General features: G+C 63.9%; 15 protein-coding genes. 8 read left to right on the top strand and 7 right to left on the bottom strand.

Annotated elements, in window-relative coordinates; genetic code table 11:
* Positions 1 to 69 precede the first annotated feature (69 nt).
* From F8G81_RS01015 to F8G81_RS01005, 3 genes are read left to right on the top strand one after another with little or no spacing between them, the layout of a single operon-like run.
* Positions 70 to 1,305: a Gfo/Idh/MocA family protein gene (locus F8G81_RS01015; protein ID WP_267277190.1), complete on the top strand. Its 1,236-nt coding sequence runs from the start codon at positions 70 to 72 to the stop codon at positions 1,303 to 1,305.
* 25 nt (positions 1,306 to 1,330) lie between these two features.
* Entirely contained in the window at positions 1,331 to 2,029 is a 699-nt protein-coding gene (locus F8G81_RS01010) for a ThuA domain-containing protein (protein ID WP_267277189.1), read from the top strand.
* Entirely contained in the window at positions 2,014 to 3,153 is a 1,140-nt protein-coding gene (locus tag F8G81_RS01005) for a Gfo/Idh/MocA family protein (RefSeq protein ID WP_267277188.1), read from the top strand. The genes F8G81_RS01010 and F8G81_RS01005 overlap by 16 nt, the downstream gene beginning before the upstream one ends.
* A gap of 37 nt (positions 3,154 to 3,190) precedes the next feature.
* On the opposite strand, the gene F8G81_RS01000 is transcribed toward F8G81_RS01005, so the two are convergent.
* Complete coding sequence (locus F8G81_RS01000; RefSeq protein ID WP_267277187.1) at positions 3,191 to 3,733, bottom strand: dihydrofolate reductase family protein; 543 nt, start codon at positions 3,731 to 3,733, stop codon at positions 3,191 to 3,193.
* A 397-nt stretch (positions 3,734 to 4,130) separates the two neighbouring features.
* On the opposite strand from F8G81_RS01000, the gene F8G81_RS00995 reads away from it, so the two are divergent.
* Positions 4,131 to 4,433: a hypothetical protein gene (locus tag F8G81_RS00995; RefSeq protein ID WP_267277186.1), complete on the top strand. Its 303-nt coding sequence runs from the start codon at positions 4,131 to 4,133 to the stop codon at positions 4,431 to 4,433.
* A gap of 108 nt (positions 4,434 to 4,541) precedes the next feature.
* On the top strand, positions 4,542 to 5,042 hold the full coding sequence (locus tag F8G81_RS00990) for a hypothetical protein (RefSeq protein WP_267277185.1): 501 nt from the start codon (positions 4,542 to 4,544) through the stop codon (positions 5,040 to 5,042).
* Positions 5,043 to 5,132: 90 nt separating this feature from the next.
* On the opposite strand, the gene F8G81_RS00985 is transcribed toward F8G81_RS00990, so the two are convergent.
* On the bottom strand, positions 5,133 to 6,191 hold the full coding sequence (locus tag F8G81_RS00985) for a CU044_5270 family protein (RefSeq protein ID WP_267277184.1): 1,059 nt from the start codon (positions 6,189 to 6,191) through the stop codon (positions 5,133 to 5,135).
* Complete coding sequence (locus tag F8G81_RS00980; protein WP_267277183.1) at positions 6,157 to 6,753, bottom strand: RNA polymerase sigma factor; 597 nt, start codon at positions 6,751 to 6,753, stop codon at positions 6,157 to 6,159. Before F8G81_RS00980 ends, F8G81_RS00985 begins: the two co-directional genes overlap by 35 nt.
* 245 nt (positions 6,754 to 6,998) lie before the next feature.
* Here F8G81_RS00980 and F8G81_RS00975 point away from each other — a divergent pair, with 245 nt between their 5' ends.
* Together F8G81_RS00975 and F8G81_RS00970 are read left to right on the top strand one after the other, a co-directional pair.
* The gene (locus tag F8G81_RS00975) at positions 6,999 to 8,390 is read left to right on the top strand and encodes a sensor histidine kinase (protein ID WP_267277182.1); all 1,392 of its coding nucleotides are present in this window, start codon (positions 6,999 to 7,001) and stop codon (positions 8,388 to 8,390) included.
* Positions 8,383 to 9,066, top strand: a complete 684-nt coding sequence (locus tag F8G81_RS00970; RefSeq protein ID WP_267277181.1) for a response regulator — start codon at positions 8,383 to 8,385, stop codon at positions 9,064 to 9,066. The genes F8G81_RS00975 and F8G81_RS00970 overlap by 8 nt, the downstream gene beginning before the upstream one ends.
* Positions 9,067 to 9,109: 43 nt before the next feature.
* On the opposite strand, the gene F8G81_RS00965 is transcribed toward F8G81_RS00970, so the two are convergent.
* Together F8G81_RS00965 and F8G81_RS00960 are read right to left on the bottom strand one after the other, a co-directional pair.
* Positions 9,110 to 10,075, bottom strand: coding sequence for a polysaccharide deacetylase family protein (locus F8G81_RS00965; RefSeq protein WP_267277180.1), 966 nt, complete (start codon positions 10,073 to 10,075; stop codon positions 9,110 to 9,112).
* Between the two features lie 135 nt (positions 10,076 to 10,210).
* Positions 10,211 to 11,737, bottom strand: coding sequence for a purine-cytosine permease family protein (locus F8G81_RS00960; RefSeq protein WP_267277179.1), 1,527 nt, complete (start codon positions 11,735 to 11,737; stop codon positions 10,211 to 10,213).
* A gap of 111 nt (positions 11,738 to 11,848) precedes the next feature.
* Here F8G81_RS00960 and F8G81_RS00955 point away from each other — a divergent pair, with 111 nt between their 5' ends.
* A complete protein-coding gene (locus F8G81_RS00955) occupies positions 11,849 to 13,393 on the top strand; it encodes a PucR family transcriptional regulator (protein WP_267277178.1) in 1,545 nt (514 codons plus the stop codon).
* A gap of 10 nt (positions 13,394 to 13,403) precedes the next feature.
* Here F8G81_RS00955 and F8G81_RS00950 read toward each other — a convergent pair whose 3' ends face one another.
* Together F8G81_RS00950 and F8G81_RS00945 are read right to left on the bottom strand one after the other, a co-directional pair.
* Positions 13,404 to 13,895 carry a PaaI family thioesterase gene (locus F8G81_RS00950; RefSeq protein ID WP_323809228.1) on the bottom strand — a complete coding sequence of 164 codons (492 nt, stop codon included), beginning with the start codon at positions 13,893 to 13,895 and terminating at the stop codon, positions 13,404 to 13,406.
* Between the two features lie 118 nt (positions 13,896 to 14,013).
* Complete coding sequence (locus tag F8G81_RS00945; protein WP_267277177.1) at positions 14,014 to 14,871, bottom strand: SDR family oxidoreductase; 858 nt, start codon at positions 14,869 to 14,871, stop codon at positions 14,014 to 14,016.
* Positions 14,872 to 14,955 lie beyond the last annotated feature (84 nt).

Here is a 14,955-nt window from a genome sequence, read left to right as displayed (position 1 = left end):
TTTTATCCCACTGACGAAAAAGTCTTCCGAAATATTTCGAAAGCAAACTGCCCTCAAGAGGACCTCCATATGAGCACCCCGCCACCCCTCCGAATCGGCATGATCGGCTACGCCTTTATGGGAGCCGCACATTCCCATGCCTGGCGAACCGCCCCGCGTTTCTTCGACCTGCCGCTGGAACCACAACTGACCGCAGTGGCCGGCCGCAGCGCCACGGGCGTCCGGGAAGCCGCCGCCAAACTGGGATGGGCCTCCACGGAGACAGATTGGCGGCGGCTGATTGAACGGGATGACATTGACCTGATCGACATCTGCACCCCCGGTGATACCCACGCCGAGATCGCGATCGCCGCCCTTAATGCCGGAAAGCACGTTCTCTGCGAAAAGCCGCTGGCCAACTCCGTGTCCGAGGCAGAGCGGATGGTGGAGGCGGCCACTGCGGCTGCGGCCAAGGGGGTGTTCTCCATGTGCGGCTTCACCTACCGCCGCACCCCGGCACTCGCCCTGGCGAAGCGGCTGATTGAGCAGGGCCGGCTGGGCAGCATCCGGCACGTCCGCGCCCAGTACCTGCAGGACTGGCTCAGCGACGAAACGGCCCCTATGACCTGGCGGCTGGACAAATCCAAGTCCGGCTCCGGATCGCTCGGCGACATTGGCGCGCACAGCATCGACGCTGCCCAGTGGGTCACCGGCCAGAAGATCAACGGCGTCTCGGCCCTGCTGGAAACCTTTGTCCCCGAACGCCCCCTTGCCGGCGACCTGGTTGGACTGGGCGGCCACGGGGATGTGGATGCGAACGCCCCGCGCGGCCAAGTGACGGTGGACGACGCTGCCATCTTCAGCGCAAGGTTCGACGGCGGCGCTGCGTCCGCCGGTGCTTCAAACGGCAGTGCTTCCAACGGCGGTCAGCCTGCCGGCGCCATAGGAGTGTTCGAAGCTACCCGCTATGCTCTGGGCCGCAAGAACGCCATGCGGCTGGAGGTGAACGGCACCAAGGGCTCGCTGGCCTTCGACTTTGAAGACATGAACGTGCTCTCCTTTTACGATGCCGCCGAAGGTCCCGATTCAGGCTTCCGCAGGATCATGGTGACCGAGCCGGAGCACCCCTACGTGGGGAATTGGTGGCCCACCGGCCACGGCCTTGGCTACGAACACGGATTCACGCACCAGGCAGTGGACCTGGTGCATGCCATCGCTGAACAGCGCCAGCCGGAGCCCTCCTTCGCCGCCGCCCTCCAGGTCCAGCGGGTGCTGGCTGCTGTTGAGGCGAGCGCGGCCGCCGCCAGCCGCTGGCAAACCGTCTGAACTCATACCCAAGCAGAGGAATCTTATGACCGGCAAGAAGTCCGCCCTGGTGGTCCGTGGCGGGTGGGACGGACACCAGCCAGTAGAGGCGACAGACCGTTTCATCCCCTTCCTTGAGGGGAACGGATATAACGTGCGGGTGGAGGACTCCCCCAAGATCTACGGGGACACTGATTACATGGCCGGCGTGGACCTGATCATGCAGTGCATGACCATGTCCACCATCGAGCGGGACGAATTCAACGGGCTGCGCACCGCCGTCGAAAACGGCACCGGACTCGCCGGCTGGCATGGCGGGATCGCCGACTCCTACCGGAACACCTCGGACTACCTGCACCTCATCGGCGGCCAGTTCGCCTGCCACCCGGGCAAGCACCCGGACGAGCGCACCGGCGCCCAGGCGGACAACTACGTGCCGTACACGGTGAACATGCTTCCCGCTGCGGCGGACCATCCGATCACCCGCGGCCTCAGCGACTTTGACCTGGTCACCGAGCAGTACTGGGTGCTGGCGGATGACTACATCGACGTGCTGGCCACCACCACCCAAAAAGTGCGCCCGTGGGATCCCTGGAACCGCGAAGTCACGTCCCCGGCCGTCTGGACCCGGCAATGGGGCCAGGGGCGTATCTTTGTCTGCACCCCCGGCCACAACCTGAAAGTCCTGGAGGACGCCAACGTGAACACCCTGATCGAAAGGGGCCTGCTGTGGGCAAGCCGCTGAACGTCGGAATAGTGGGCTGCGGCGCCATCAGCGCCCAGTACCTGGCCAGTTTCAGGAGGCTCGGTTCCGTCCGGCTGGTGGCCGTGGCGGATCTGGACCAGTCCCGCGCGCAGGCAGTCGCCAAAACGTACGACGACGTTCGGGCGCTCAGCGTCGACGCTCTCCTTGCTGACCCCGATGTTGAGCTGGTCCTGAACCTGACGGTTCCGGCAGTCCACGCGGAAGTGGCGCTGAAAGCGATTGCTGCCGGAAAGAGTGTCTACGGCGAAAAGCCCCTCGCTGCCACTACCGAAGAGGCACGCACGGTGCTGGATGCCGCGAAGGCCGCGGGCGCCGTCGTCGGCTGTGCGCCGGATACTGTGCTGGGCACCGGGGTGCAGACCGCCCGCAAGGCGATTGACGACGGCATGATCGGGACCTCCGTGTCGGCCACCGCCACCATGGCCACGCCCGGTCATGAGCTGTGGCACCCCAACCCTGATTTCTACTACCAGCCGGGCGGCGGCCCGCTCCTGGACATGGGCCCCTACTACGTCAGCACCCTGGTGACACTGCTGGGGCCGGTGGTGTCGGTGACCGGCGCGGCCAGCCACACACGGTCCCAGCGCACCATCGGCTCGGGTCCCCGCGCAGGCCAGGTCATTCCCGTAGAGGTGGACTCCCACGTGACGGGGATCCTGACCCACCAGGACGGCGCCATCTCCACACTGGTGATGAGCTTCGACGCGGTGCGCACCAAGGCCCCGAACATTGAGGTGCACGGGGAATTTGGTTCCCTGGTGGTCCCGGACCCCAACCGTTTCGACGGCGATGTTGAGCTTTTCGCCCTCGGCTCCCGCGAGTGGGAAACCCTTCCGGTCTCGGCCGGCTACGTCGACGCCGGCCGGGGCTTCGGCATCGCCGACCTCGCCGCGACCCCTGCCGGAGCGGAACCCCGCGCTGGCGGACAGCTGGCCTTCCATGTGCTGGATGTTATGGAATCGGTGCTGGAATCCGCCCGGACCGGGTCCTCGGTAACCGTCCGCAGCACCGTGCCCCGGCCGGAGCCTGTGCCCCTGACGGCAGTCAAGATTAGGCCCGGCCACGGAAGCGCTCAGGCCGGCATGGCGGACGTTAGAGCCTGAGCTGCGTGCCGCTTACCAGGCAGTCCCGACGGACTGGTCAGCCTGCCGGCGTATACGTCAGCCTGTAGTTGAGCAGCACAATCCCCGACGGGAAGGAGCGGCACTCCAGGAGCTCAAGCTTCGTCGATTGGCTGGTCCTGCCGAGGAAAGGCACGCCGCCGCCGAGGACAACCGGAATGATGGAAACACCCAGTTCATCGAGCAACTCCAACTCGATGAACTGGGTGAGCAGCTGGGCGCCGCCAAAGACGCAAATGTCCTTGTTGTCGGGGATGGAGGACTTGATGTCCCCCACCAGTTCCCTCAGGTCACCGGAGAACAAGGTGGTATTCCCGCGTACGGCGAGGCTCCTGTCGTGGGTCACCACGTAGCTCGGCACCGCCGAACCCATGCCGCCCATTCCAGCAACTTCGCGGTAGGTGTTGGCGCCCATGACGTAGGCGCCGGTCCTTCGGGTGGTCTCCTCAAAGCCGTAGTCCTCATCCTTGGCCATCGCGTTGTTCAGCCAGGACAAGTCCCCTGTTTCTGAACGGATATAACCATCGAGACTGGCAGCCATCCCGCCGAATACGGTGCCCATGGAGCTGACGCTATCCACGCCTGGCAGCACGGTCAAGATTGCGCGTTGGCTCGTAAATACCTCCGCGAAGGGCGCTGCGTTGCCTCATTTATAATCCTCCGGCTGGGTCGTCGGGTTGCCGGGGTGAGCGGTTGGGACTACCCCGGGTGGATGGGATTGCCGATGGCTGACCGCAAGGCCGTGACGAAGCAGCTGGCGAAGTCCTATCAGGCTGGTGACAGGGTCCGGAAGGAATGATCCTGGACGAGGTGGTTGAGCTGACCGGCTGGCACCGGGATCATGCCCGGGCGGTGCTGCGGCATGCCCTTGAGCCCCCCAGGCCCAGGCGGGTGAACCCATTGGCCTGATTGATTGGGACTCCGCCAAACCTGGTCTCCGCCTAGACGATCTGGCATACATGGCATGGACATGGTGTATCTACGCCGACAGCCGAATCCCCGTGGAGGATCAAGCCCGGAGGCTGAACAATCTGCGCGTGGGCTATGGTTTCGAGTCCGGGCAGCAGTTGCTGGAGGCGATTCTGCGCCGCCAGTCTGAAATGATCTCTGTGTCGAGGCAAATGAATAGCAGCGAGGGCAAGCCTGAGGCGTTCTACCATCACCAGCGCGACGCCATGCAATGGGCTACTGATTGCCAGCAGGTCATTCTGGAAAACATCGATACTTTCAAGGGTGCGCTGTCATTAACTTCTGTTTCGTAGGAACACTGGTAGGACGGCATATATGCTCCGATCACAGTCCACCTATGAGGGAGCACAATGAAACGCATTCGGTTGTGGCAACGCATAGCTCCCTACCTACTTCTCACCATGCTGCTGACATCATGCGGTGACAAGATGACGGGCGGACCGGGAACTGAAGAACCCACACCGAACCCCACCAACTCGCCAACGCCCACGAGCTCACTCCTTGGTTCTACCAGCGGCCTCGATCCCAGCGCCGGTCCCTTCGCGTGCGTTGACTGGGTCTGGTTCGGTACTCCTCAAGACCTATACGACAACGCCGGCCCGGTGCTCATCGGTAAGTCTGTAAGCCGAGCCGGTGAGACCACCATTTACGGCCACAAGGCCATGACTCACCTGGTTGAAGTCGAGCACGTGCTTAAAGGAGAACCCCGAGAGGGGAACCTTCGCATCTCCTCGATGCCCCCTACCTGCAGTGGAGGAGAGTCCTACCCGGACGGCGATCCGCTGGATCCCAATCAGCGAGTCATCATTTTTGCGCAAAAGCAGGGCAGCGAGTGGTTCACCATGACCCCCGCACAAGGAGTCTTGCCTTTCCAACAGGGCACCGAGCTTCCCTTTCAGTAGTGCGTCCGCATCCCAAGAAGTCCACCTGTTGGCCGGCCACCACCCAAAGCGTGGTCGGGCGCCTCCGCCGTGTAGCGGTTGACCTGATAGCTATGGGGCTGAATTCACCACTGAGGTCTGGACTGACGTCCAGCCGGTCGCTGTTCCGGCTGGGAACGTTTCGCCGGCTGTCATCCTGACCTCACGTTGTCCGATCAGCAGCCCAGTGGCGGGATCAATAATGATGTCCTTCCGCGTTCCCCTGTCCGGATCCTCGATCCCGATCGCGGTGCCTGCCTTGCCTTCAAGGTTCGCTTCCCGGTCCACGAGGGTCACACCGGGAATGAGCGCGGCCGCCTTGTACAGTGCAGCGCGAAGGTCGGCCGGGATGACTCCGGTCTGAAGAGCGGCCGCGATGCTTTCCAGCGTTTCGGCCTCCGACCTATCTGGGTTGTCTAGTTGTCGAATTGTGTCCAGGAGGGCCTGGGGGTCTCGGGGCAGAGTCTTCACCCCCTCGGCCAGCGGCATGCTGGCGAACAGCATCCTCTGTTCTCCGTAGAAGTTCCCGCCCGGTGCGCGCAGCAGTTCTCCCATCCGAATGGGGTCGCCAGCCTGGGACTGTTGGTATTTGGTCGCCTCTGCTTTCGCATCCTCGCTGAAGAACGTCGTGGGGATGCGGGCTTCACGGTTCCAGATCCATTCGGCTGTCTGGTCAGCGGGGATGTAGAGATGCTCGGAGTACTTGTCCAACCACTCCACCGTACGGCGATCTGCTTTAGGGTCGTCCCCCAAAAGGACGCCCGTGGCATAGACGGACGTGGTATCGATCTTCAGGTACTGGCCGGGTCCTACCACCGGGTCGGAGGTCTGGATGGTTGCTGCTGCGGCGTTGTTCAGGATGTCGGCTGCTTCGGCGGTTGCTCCCGGACTGGGCCTGACGACGTCTGCCACAACGATTCCCCCCACAAGCAGGGCCGCAGCTGCCGATGCCATCAGGACACGGCGCCGGAAGATCGGGCGCACGGCGGCTGGGGCGTGGGTGGTCGTTGCCTCAGGGTGGGAGTCTGAAGTGATCTTGGACATGAGTTTGTTGCGGCCGCGCGCCAACGTGGCCGGCGGGGCGGAGCCGACGTCGCTACGCATTTCGCGGAGCAGCTGCAAGTCGTTCATGGTCGTTCTCCGTTTCATCAAGTATTTCGAGGTTTAGCTGGGTTCGCAGTGTTCGGCGGGCACGGTTCAGGCGGGAGCGCACGGTTCCCAGGGGAACGTCCATGGCCAGGGCGATGCCCTCGTAGGTCAGGTCCGCCCAGGCATAGAGCAGCAGCGTTTCCCGGTCTATGGCCGCCATAGTTTTCAGGCTGCGGGCGATCCGCCCGGAAGCCACGACGGCGTCCACACGGGCGGCAATCCGGTCCGAATCGTCAGCAACGGCTTCCCGTGAAGCCGCTTTCGCTGCAGTTTTCAGAATCTTGGCTTCGGCGCGGTGGTGCCGCCGGAGCAAGTTTGTGGCAATTCCGAAAAGCCAGGGCCGGGCGTCCTCCCGGTCCAGGTCGTACGTTTCCAGCTGTTCCCAGGCAACCAGAAAGGTTTCGGAGGTGACGTCGTCAGCGGCGAAATCGCCGGCCCTTCTGGCGGCGTATCTATAGATGACTGACGCGTGTCTGTCGTACAACTCCCCGAAAACTGCGGGGCTGTCCCGGGACCGCCTGATGATGTCGTTGTCTGTGCTCACACTATGTATTGCCCGCTGGCCGCAAAAGGGTTCACGGAGCTTCCCCTTCTTGGCGTCCAGCGGATCTCAAATCGAAGCGTACCGGTGACCGATACGGGTTCAGTGTTCGTGGTGACACCCATTCAAGAGACGCGTCCTGTAACCACCAACCAAAAGTGTCTCCAAGGATGAATCATTCTGGCTTTTAGGTTGAGATTGCACCGATCCGGAGAAACCCGGCCAAAGCCGTGGATATGGTGACAGGCATGGAATCAGTTCTGAAAATTGCGCGGCCTTGGGGTGCCCCTGCGGCAGCCGTCATCTTTTTCCTCCTGTGGTGCGTCGGCGAGGCAAACCGGATGGGAGGGTCATGGGTGACATGGTCAGGAAACTGGCCGCTGGCCTTGATGACATTGGCTGTTGCCACGGCCTCCTGGAAACCGCTGGTGTCCCTCGGATTCACAGCAGCCCTCCTTGCCGCACAGTTGACCCACGGCCTGCCGCCCATGGAACCAAACCACTGGGCCATTTACCTGGGCTCCTTCATTGCCCTTGGCTTTATCCTGTGGACCGCACCCCGGCGGATGCGGTTCCTCGCGTCCGGCGCCAATCTGGTGTTCGCAGCCCTGATGACCGTCCTCATGCTCTCCTGGAGATACGGCGCCGGAGTCGGCTGGTTCCAGCCCCTGCACAACGGTGACAAGGCGATGTTTACGTCCTTTGGCCTGCAGCTGTTTGCGCTCCTCCTGCTGATCGCCGGAGCCTGCGCCGCCGTCGGGCTCCTGCTGGCCCTGTCCCAGGAACGCGGCACCCTCTTCCGTTCCCGGGAGCTGGCCCAGAACACCCTGAAGGAAACCGAGATCGACCTCATCGTGGAGCAGGAACGGACACGCATCGCCCGCGACCTCCACGACGTCCTGGCCCATTCCCTTGCCGTCATCGCTGCCCAGGCCGACGGCACCCGCTACCTGAGCCAGGACCAGCCCCCTGCCGTGCTCAACGCGCTGGACACCATCGCCCGGTCAGCGCGAAGCGCACTCGTGGACGCCCAACGGGTGATCGAGCGTGTCCGCGACGATGGAATGGCAACGCCACAGCCTCGGCTGAGCGACATCAAGGCGCTGATCGAGGCCATGCAGCGGGGCAGTTTGAAGATCCAGTCCAGCGAGTCCGGCTCACGCGTTGAGCTCTCTACTGGTCAGCAGGTAGCCGTGTTCCGGATCGTTCAGGAATGCCTGACCAACGCGCTCAAACACGGCGGCCGCGGCACGGAAGTTCGGCTCCACCTTGACTGGAGCGGCCCGGGCCTAACCCTGCACGTTGCCTCAGCGGTGGCCTCCGGCCAGGACCAGGACGACGACGCGTCCCCGCACCGGATCGGCCGCGGCCTCCCCGGAATGCGTGAACGCGCCCATCTGGCGGGCGGCTGGCTGACAGCCGGACCGGATGGGGATCACTTCCGGGTTACGGTCTTCATCCCTTACGGGTCGCTCGACGCCGGTCCAGACTGTTCTGTCGGTCGAAACAATTCTGCCGCCGGGGCTGAAGACGGCCATGCTCCCACCGGAATTTCGGCTGCTGAGGCCCATCCCATACTGGAAGCCATAGGCTCGCCGCAGCCCCCGGCGGCCGCATCGGAAGCGGCCGGCCGTGCCTGATGCCGGTGCACTCATCTCCGTTGCCCTGGTAGATGACCAGCCCCTGTTCCGGGCAGGCATCCGGATGCTCATTGAAAGCCAGGCGGACTTGGAGTTCTTTGGCGAGGCCGGCGACGGGGAGCAGGGTGTGGTCCTCGCCAGCGAACTCCGCCCGGACGTCATCCTGATGGACCTGCGCATGCCCGTCATGGATGGAGTCGAAGCCACCCGACGGATCGTGGAGCAGGCCGCTGCCGCAGGCACCGACACGCCCAAAATCATCGCTCTGACCACTTTCAACAGGGACCAGGCCGTCGTCCAGGCCGTGCAGGCTGGAGCCAGCGGCTATTTACTCAAGAGCGCAGAGCCTGAATTCCTCCTGGCTGCCATCCGGACCGTTCACTCCGGCTACTCCGTGATCGCACCAGGATCGATCCGCTCCCTCTTCGAGCACGCCGCCCGCAACACTCCCCCTGCGGACCCGGACTTGTCGGTCCTGGAGGTCCTCTCCGTGCGGGAACGGGACGTCTTTCTTCTCGCCGCCAAAGGCCTCAGCAATGGCGAAATCGCGGAAGGCCTGTTCGTCTCCGAGGCAACCGTCAAAACACACCTGCGGAGCGTGCTGGACAAGCTGGAACTCCGCACACGGCTGCAACTTGTCGCCTTCGCCTACGAACGCCATCTGCTGGGAAACTGAACGCGGCAGGCGCGGATCGGCGTAGCGGTCACCGCTGCTTTCCTTAGTTCTGGCGCGCCGCCGCGATCTGCCCAGCCTCACGCACGCCGGCCGGGGTAAAGCGGGCCCCGGTATCCGGGAAGGAAGGCACCTCAATCCGGGCGTGGCTGTGGATTTCGGTGACCGTTCTGCGGGTGTGCTCGGCTATTTCCTCCATGGTTGCCACCCACATCCCGTCCATCGCCTTGACCCGCCCGATCAGCCGTTCCAGCGCAACAGCCTTGGACGGCCGCCCGGAGATGAACGGATGGTTGGTCAGCACAAAGCAACTCCCTTGGGAATGGTGCGCCTCCGCTTCGAGGGTCCACATTTCCAGGACCTTGGCCGGGCTCTCGATGACGCCGCTGCCGGTGACTCCGGGGTAGAAGGCGTACTGTTCCCAGTCGTCCAGGGCCCAGTCCACAGGGATTTCGACAATATCCCGGGTGTCACCCGGGGCCACGCTGAAGCGGTAGGGAGCATCGCCGTCGAGCAGGCTCGAATCATAAAGGAAGCCACGGTCCGCGAGGAGGGCTGCTGAGTGCCAGTTCAGCTCCCACCAGGGGGCCCGGTACCCAACAGGCTCAACCCCGGCTGCCTTCGCCAGCGCCTCCAGGCCGCGGTCAATATAGCGGCCCTCGGTTTCGGCGTCGATGCCCTGCATGGGTTCGTGCAGGTATCCATGGTGGGCCACCTCGTGCCCGGCATCCACGATCCGCCGGACCGTGTCCGGGTAGCATTCGGCCGTAAACCCAGGAACGAAGAACGTTGCCCGGATGTCCTGCCGGCCAAGGATCTGCAGCAGCCGCGGAACGGCCACCTTCGGCCCGTAGGACTGATGGGTCATCAGCGACATTCTGCGTGTGCTTTTGGGGTCGTGGGCGATGGTGCAGGACTCGGCGTCGACGTCGAACGTGAAGGAGGCTGCGGCCCGCTTCCCCTCGGGCCAGGTGATCGGATGGGCTAAGTCGGGGAATGCTTCAAGCGTCATCTCAGGGTTCCTCTTAGTTAGTGTCAGGCGGTTCGGGGTTCAGTGGTTCGCGATGCTGCCCGGCGATGGGGCGGTGTGGCGACCCGCCGTTCGGGGCACGGCCGCTCCCAATCCGGCCGTGCCCTGACGGGCTGTTCACAGTCCGGCCGGGGCACCCGGCTGCGTGGAGACGGCCAGGCCTGCTGAAGGCTGCTGCTCGGCCGGGGCCGTAAGCGCGTCGTCGAGATATTTGCGGTGGACCTTCGGGCCAAGGACGGCGTAGGTACCCGCGCTGGCAAGGCCGCCGGCGAGCCATGACAGGTCCCATCCGCCCAGGGCCACGGCGATGGGGCCCTGCATCACGGGGACGAGCCCGTACATAAACAGCCAGGTGGCGAAGATGCCCACCAGCAGGGACGTGACGCCCGCCCAGTTGACGCCGGGGAGCCGCTTGGTGCCGACGGCGTCGAAGAGCCTTTCCGGGTTGCCTGGCCAGCGCTTTTCGATCCAGAAGTAGTGGACCAGCATGACGCCGCCCCAGGCCGCCACCCAGGCGACCAGCCCGATCAGCCAGGCATCAAGCACTGCGGCGAAATCTTCCTGGAAGATGAAGAAGACGACGGCGGCGAGAGAGAAGACGCCGACGAAAAGGTTCAGTTTGCGGCGGCTGATGGTGATGTCCAGTGACTGCGTGGCCACCGAAAAGGTGTAGATGTTCAGGATGTTGGTGGCGATGGGTCCGTGCAGCACCATCAAAAGTACGGGCAATGCCAGGACACCGAAGTTCTGGACGATGAGCTTCCCGGGATCGATTTCGCCGCTGTTGGTGGCGAGGCTTGCGCCGAGGATTCCGAGCCATACGACGGGGATGAACTGGCCCAGGACGGAGGCCAGGTAGACCTTCTTCTTGGGTACTTCGGTGCTGACAAACCTGGAGTAGTCAGCCGCGTAGGTGAACCAGGTGATGCCCCAGCCGATGCCGATGGCTGTCATCACAGCGCTCATGGCCGCGATCCGCTCTGACCCTTCCAGGATGTTGCCTGCCGGGCCGGCGTAGGACCAGTTGATCTTCATGCCGAACCAGGCCACTGCGGACATAACGGCCAGGATGATGATGGTGGGCGGCACGGTCCACTTTTCAAAGGCGGCGATCGCTTTGTAGCCGAACCAGGCAATGGCTACCTGTGTGGCCATGATGGCCGTGGCAACACCGATCTTCCACCCGTAGTTTGTGGCCGTCGGATCAACCCAGCCGAGCGTGCCGAACAGTGCCATGACCAGGTCAAGGATGATCCACGTGTTGACTGCGCACCAGCCGATCACCAGGAGCGCCTGGATGGAGGCCGGAAGGTAGTTGCCGCGGCGCCCGAATGCCGCCCGGGCCAGGACCATCCCGGTGGCTCCGGTCTTTTGTCCGAGGAGGACAAAGCAGCCGAACAGCAACATCCCGATCAGGTTGCCCAGCACCAGGACCGTCACAGTGTCCGCAAACCCGAGGCCGAGATGAATTCCGAGGGCACCAAGCACCCAGTTGATGGGCGCAAGGTTGGCACCGGCCCAGATCCAGAACTGGCCTGAGACTTTGTGCGTGCGCTGGGATTCAGGGATTGGCTGGAGCCAGGCTTCGACGTCTTCGAGATGAGCGGATTGCTCAGCTCCTGTGGCAGTGGATGGTTGTTGCATCAAGGGCCTCTTCGTTGAGGGGGATGGGGATTCTTCAAGATTATGTGGCGGGCACCACATACACCATCTACAATGTGTCTGGAAGTTCTGCGATTTACACGACGGAGTGTCATGCCGGTTCGGTTACAAGATGTTTTGCAGCATGCCACCCTGCTGGCTGCCGACCCCGTGGTCCGTGCAGCGGCCGCAGTTGTCCCGGATACGCAGCTCCGCTGGATCCACTCGAGCGAGGTGTTGGACATCGCACCCCTACTGGGCGGCGGGGAGCTGTTGCTGACCGGCGGCCAGGCCCTGGCCCTGGCAACGGATGAACGCCGCACGGGCTATATCAGGGAGCTGGCCGAGCGCGGGGTGGCCGCATTGGCCATCGAGACAGGCAGGGAACTCCCCTCGATCCCTTCCTCGATGGTCTCCGCAGCTGAAAATGCCGGCCTTCCCTTGATTGAGCTTCGCAAGGTGGTGCCCTTTGTCGGCGTGATGGAAGCCATCAACTCCATGCTTGTCAGCGAATCCGCCGCTCAACTGCAGCAGGCCGACCAGGCCAGCCACGCCATGGCGGTGGAGCTGGCCCACGGCGGCAGCCTCGACCGGATCCTTGCTGTCCTCGCTGCTGCCACCGGTTCGGAGGTGGTCCTTACCTCAACGGCGGGAACCACCCTGGCCAGCGCCTTGCCGGCCGAGCGGGGTGAGTATCCTGAGGCTGCCCCATCGGACGTGCCAGGCGGAGACCACGCCAACATCATCCACATTGACGTGCCGGTACGTGGCATACCGTCCGCCCGCCTCACCCTGGACGTTCCCGCCGACGCTGATGTTAACCTGGCGCGGATTGCCGGGAACCGGTCAGTGGACATCCTTGCCCTCGCCCTGTTGCAGCGAATGCCGCCCGGCTTAAAGGAAATGGCCGGCGGGGCGTTGATCCGCGCCATCGATTCCGGCACTCAAAACTGGAGGCTTCAACAGCTCGCTCCGGCTGCCGGCATCCCGGTGTCGGCGCAGCTGGTTGCAGTGGTGGTCCGCTCCCCCGGCTCAAAGCAGCTTCGGACAGCCGTGGAGCACCTGCTGGACAGGGTGGGCCGTCAGAGCGCGAGTTATGCGGACAATGCAGAGCTTCTGGCACTGGCCGTCCTTCGCTCCGACAATCCACAGGACGACAGGCAAAAAATCGTGGCCGGACTGCAGTCGCTGGCGGTACCAGAAGGGACCGTCAGCGCCGTGGGCCCCATTGCTTCCGGCATATCGTTGGCCCCGTGGTCCCTGACTGAAGCCCGGCTTACGCTTGAACTCGCGGAGGGTACGGACTCTTCCCGACCGGGGCGGGGCGCCGCTGTCCTGGATTCCCAGGCGTTCGCCGTCGAGCGGCTTGCCGTCCACTCCCTCGATGAGGCGCTGCGACGGGACTTTGTGCACCAGCAGCTGGCGGCGGTCCTTGACCACGATGCCCAACGCCACTCCCAGCTGGTTGAAACCCTGAGGGTCTGGCTGGATTCCGGCTGCAACACGGCACAGGCCGCCCGTGAACTGCACGTGGAGCGGCAGTCGTTGCATCAGCGCCTGCAACGGATCTTTTCGCTGTGCGGCGGAGACCCCCGCGGCACCGGCCGGCTGGCCGCCTTGCACCTTGCCACGCGTCTGGCCCAGCTGCAGCCCACCTAACCAACGCTTGTCAGCCGAGGGGGAAAACGAGCAGGGATCCGCTGGCGGTAGCCACCAGTTTGCCGCTGCCATCGGTCACTGTTCCCTCGGCGAAGGCCACCCGGCTGCCGGCCTTGGACACCACTCCCACGCAGGTTAACAGGCCGCTTCCGGCCCGTATTGGGCGGAGGTAGTTCACTTTGATTTCTATGGAGGTGTAGCCCTGCCCCTGGGGAAGGGTGGTCTGCACGGCGCAGCCCAGGGCCGAGTCCAGGAGGGTGCACACCAGGCCGCCATGAACGGCACCGATGGGGTTGTAATGCGACTCGTCCGGGAGGCACGTGAAGGTGGCAGTTCCCGGCTCCGCTTCAACCAACGTCATGTTCACCAACTGGCCCATCGGCGGTGGCGGCAGCTTTTTGCCCATCATCGAATGCAGGTAGTCCAGGCCACTCATGGTGGGCATGGCTCCTGCGCCAATGGCAGGGTCCTCCCAGGTGACAAGCCGTTCACGTTCTGCCACAGCTGCTCCTCATCGTCCGGCAAATTTCATGGTAGCGCCCGCTGCTATGCCGCGGCCCACACTGAGGGAAGGCCGGGGCACCAAAGGTGCCCCGGTCTTCCGGACTCAAGCAGTCAGCTCAGGACAGCTGCGCCAGGGTCTCGCCCAGGGAAGCGGTGGGACGTCCGGTCAGGCGGGAGAGGTCGCCTGTGGTGGGCGCCAGTTCGCCGTCGCGGATGTTCCCGTCAAGGGCAACCAGGAAACCTGCAGTCTGATCGTCGAAGCCGGCTGCCTTGAGGAGCTCAAAATGCTCGGCGGGCTCCACTGCTTCGAACACCACAGGGCGGTCCAGGGCCGTGCTGAGCGAAGCTGCAAACTCCTCGAAGTCCCAGGCAACATCGCCGGACAGCTCATAGACCGCATTGTGGTGCCCATCAGTGGAGAGCACGGCAGCCGCTGCGGCGGCGTAGTCTGCGCGGGATGCACTGGCCACCCGGCCGTTGCCGACGCTGGCCACCACCTTGCCTGTCTGCCGGGCCTGCTCCAGGGCCGGGACGTAGTTCTCGGTGTACCAGCCGTTGCGCAGCAGCGTGTACGGGAGGCCGGATGCGACCAGCGCTTCCTCGGTGGCCTTGTGTTCCGGGGCCAGCACCAGGGTGCTGGTGTCTGCCCTGACAACGCTGGTGTAAGCCAACTGCGCAACACCGGCCGTCCGCGCGGCGTCAATGACGTTGCGGTGCTGCGCCACCCGCTGGCCCACTTCGCTGCCGGAGATCAGCAGGACCTTGTCGCCGCTGTGGAAGGCGGCTTCCAGCGACTCAGGGTCGCTGTAGTCCACCCGGACAGTGCGGATGCCCTGGGGACCGTAATGGGCGGACAGCTTCTCCTGGTCCCGGCCGGCGGCAACAATGTGGCTCGCTTCAACTCCCCGTTCGAGCAGGCTGTCGATGACGAGCTTGCCGAGCTGGCCGGTGGCTCCGGTGATGACAATTGACATTGAGGTTTCCTTCTCCTTGGCAGATCATTCGAGCGAACCGCTCGATCACCCCTTCCAACCCACAGGATCACTGGTACATTCCAA

This window comes from Arthrobacter sp. CDRTa11, assembly GCF_026427775.1.
Taxonomy (GTDB): domain Bacteria; phylum Actinomycetota; class Actinomycetes; order Actinomycetales; family Micrococcaceae; genus Arthrobacter.
This window is presented reverse-complemented; position numbering and strand designations above follow the sequence as displayed.

Bases quoted from the DNA above. Each gene is read 5' to 3' on its own strand.
- F8G81_RS00955 (WP_267277178.1), top strand. From the start codon at position 11,849: ATGCCGGTTCGGTTACAAGATGTTTTGCAGCATGCCACCCTGCTGGCT.
- F8G81_RS01000 (WP_267277187.1), bottom strand. From the start codon at position 3,733: ATGGGCACCGTATTCGGCGGGATGGCTGCCAGTCTCGATGGTTATATC.
- F8G81_RS01015 (WP_267277190.1), top strand. From the start codon at position 70: ATGAGCACCCCGCCACCCCTCCGAATCGGCATGATCGGCTACGCCTTT.
- F8G81_RS00995 (WP_267277186.1), top strand. From the start codon at position 4,131: ATGGCATGGACATGGTGTATCTACGCCGACAGCCGAATCCCCGTGGAG.
- F8G81_RS00965 (WP_267277180.1), bottom strand. From the start codon at position 10,075: ATGACGCTTGAAGCATTCCCCGACTTAGCCCATCCGATCACCTGGCCC.
- F8G81_RS00975 (WP_267277182.1), top strand. From the start codon at position 6,999: ATGGAATCAGTTCTGAAAATTGCGCGGCCTTGGGGTGCCCCTGCGGCA.
- F8G81_RS00960 (WP_267277179.1), bottom strand. From the start codon at position 11,737: ATGCAACAACCATCCACTGCCACAGGAGCTGAGCAATCCGCTCATCTC.
- F8G81_RS00990 (WP_267277185.1), top strand. From the start codon at position 4,542: ATGCTGCTGACATCATGCGGTGACAAGATGACGGGCGGACCGGGAACT.
- F8G81_RS00945 (WP_267277177.1), bottom strand. From the start codon at position 14,871: ATGTCAATTGTCATCACCGGAGCCACCGGCCAGCTCGGCAAGCTCGTC.
- F8G81_RS01010 (WP_267277189.1), top strand. From the start codon at position 1,331: ATGACCGGCAAGAAGTCCGCCCTGGTGGTCCGTGGCGGGTGGGACGGA.
- F8G81_RS00985 (WP_267277184.1), bottom strand. From the start codon at position 6,191: ATGAACGACTTGCAGCTGCTCCGCGAAATGCGTAGCGACGTCGGCTCC.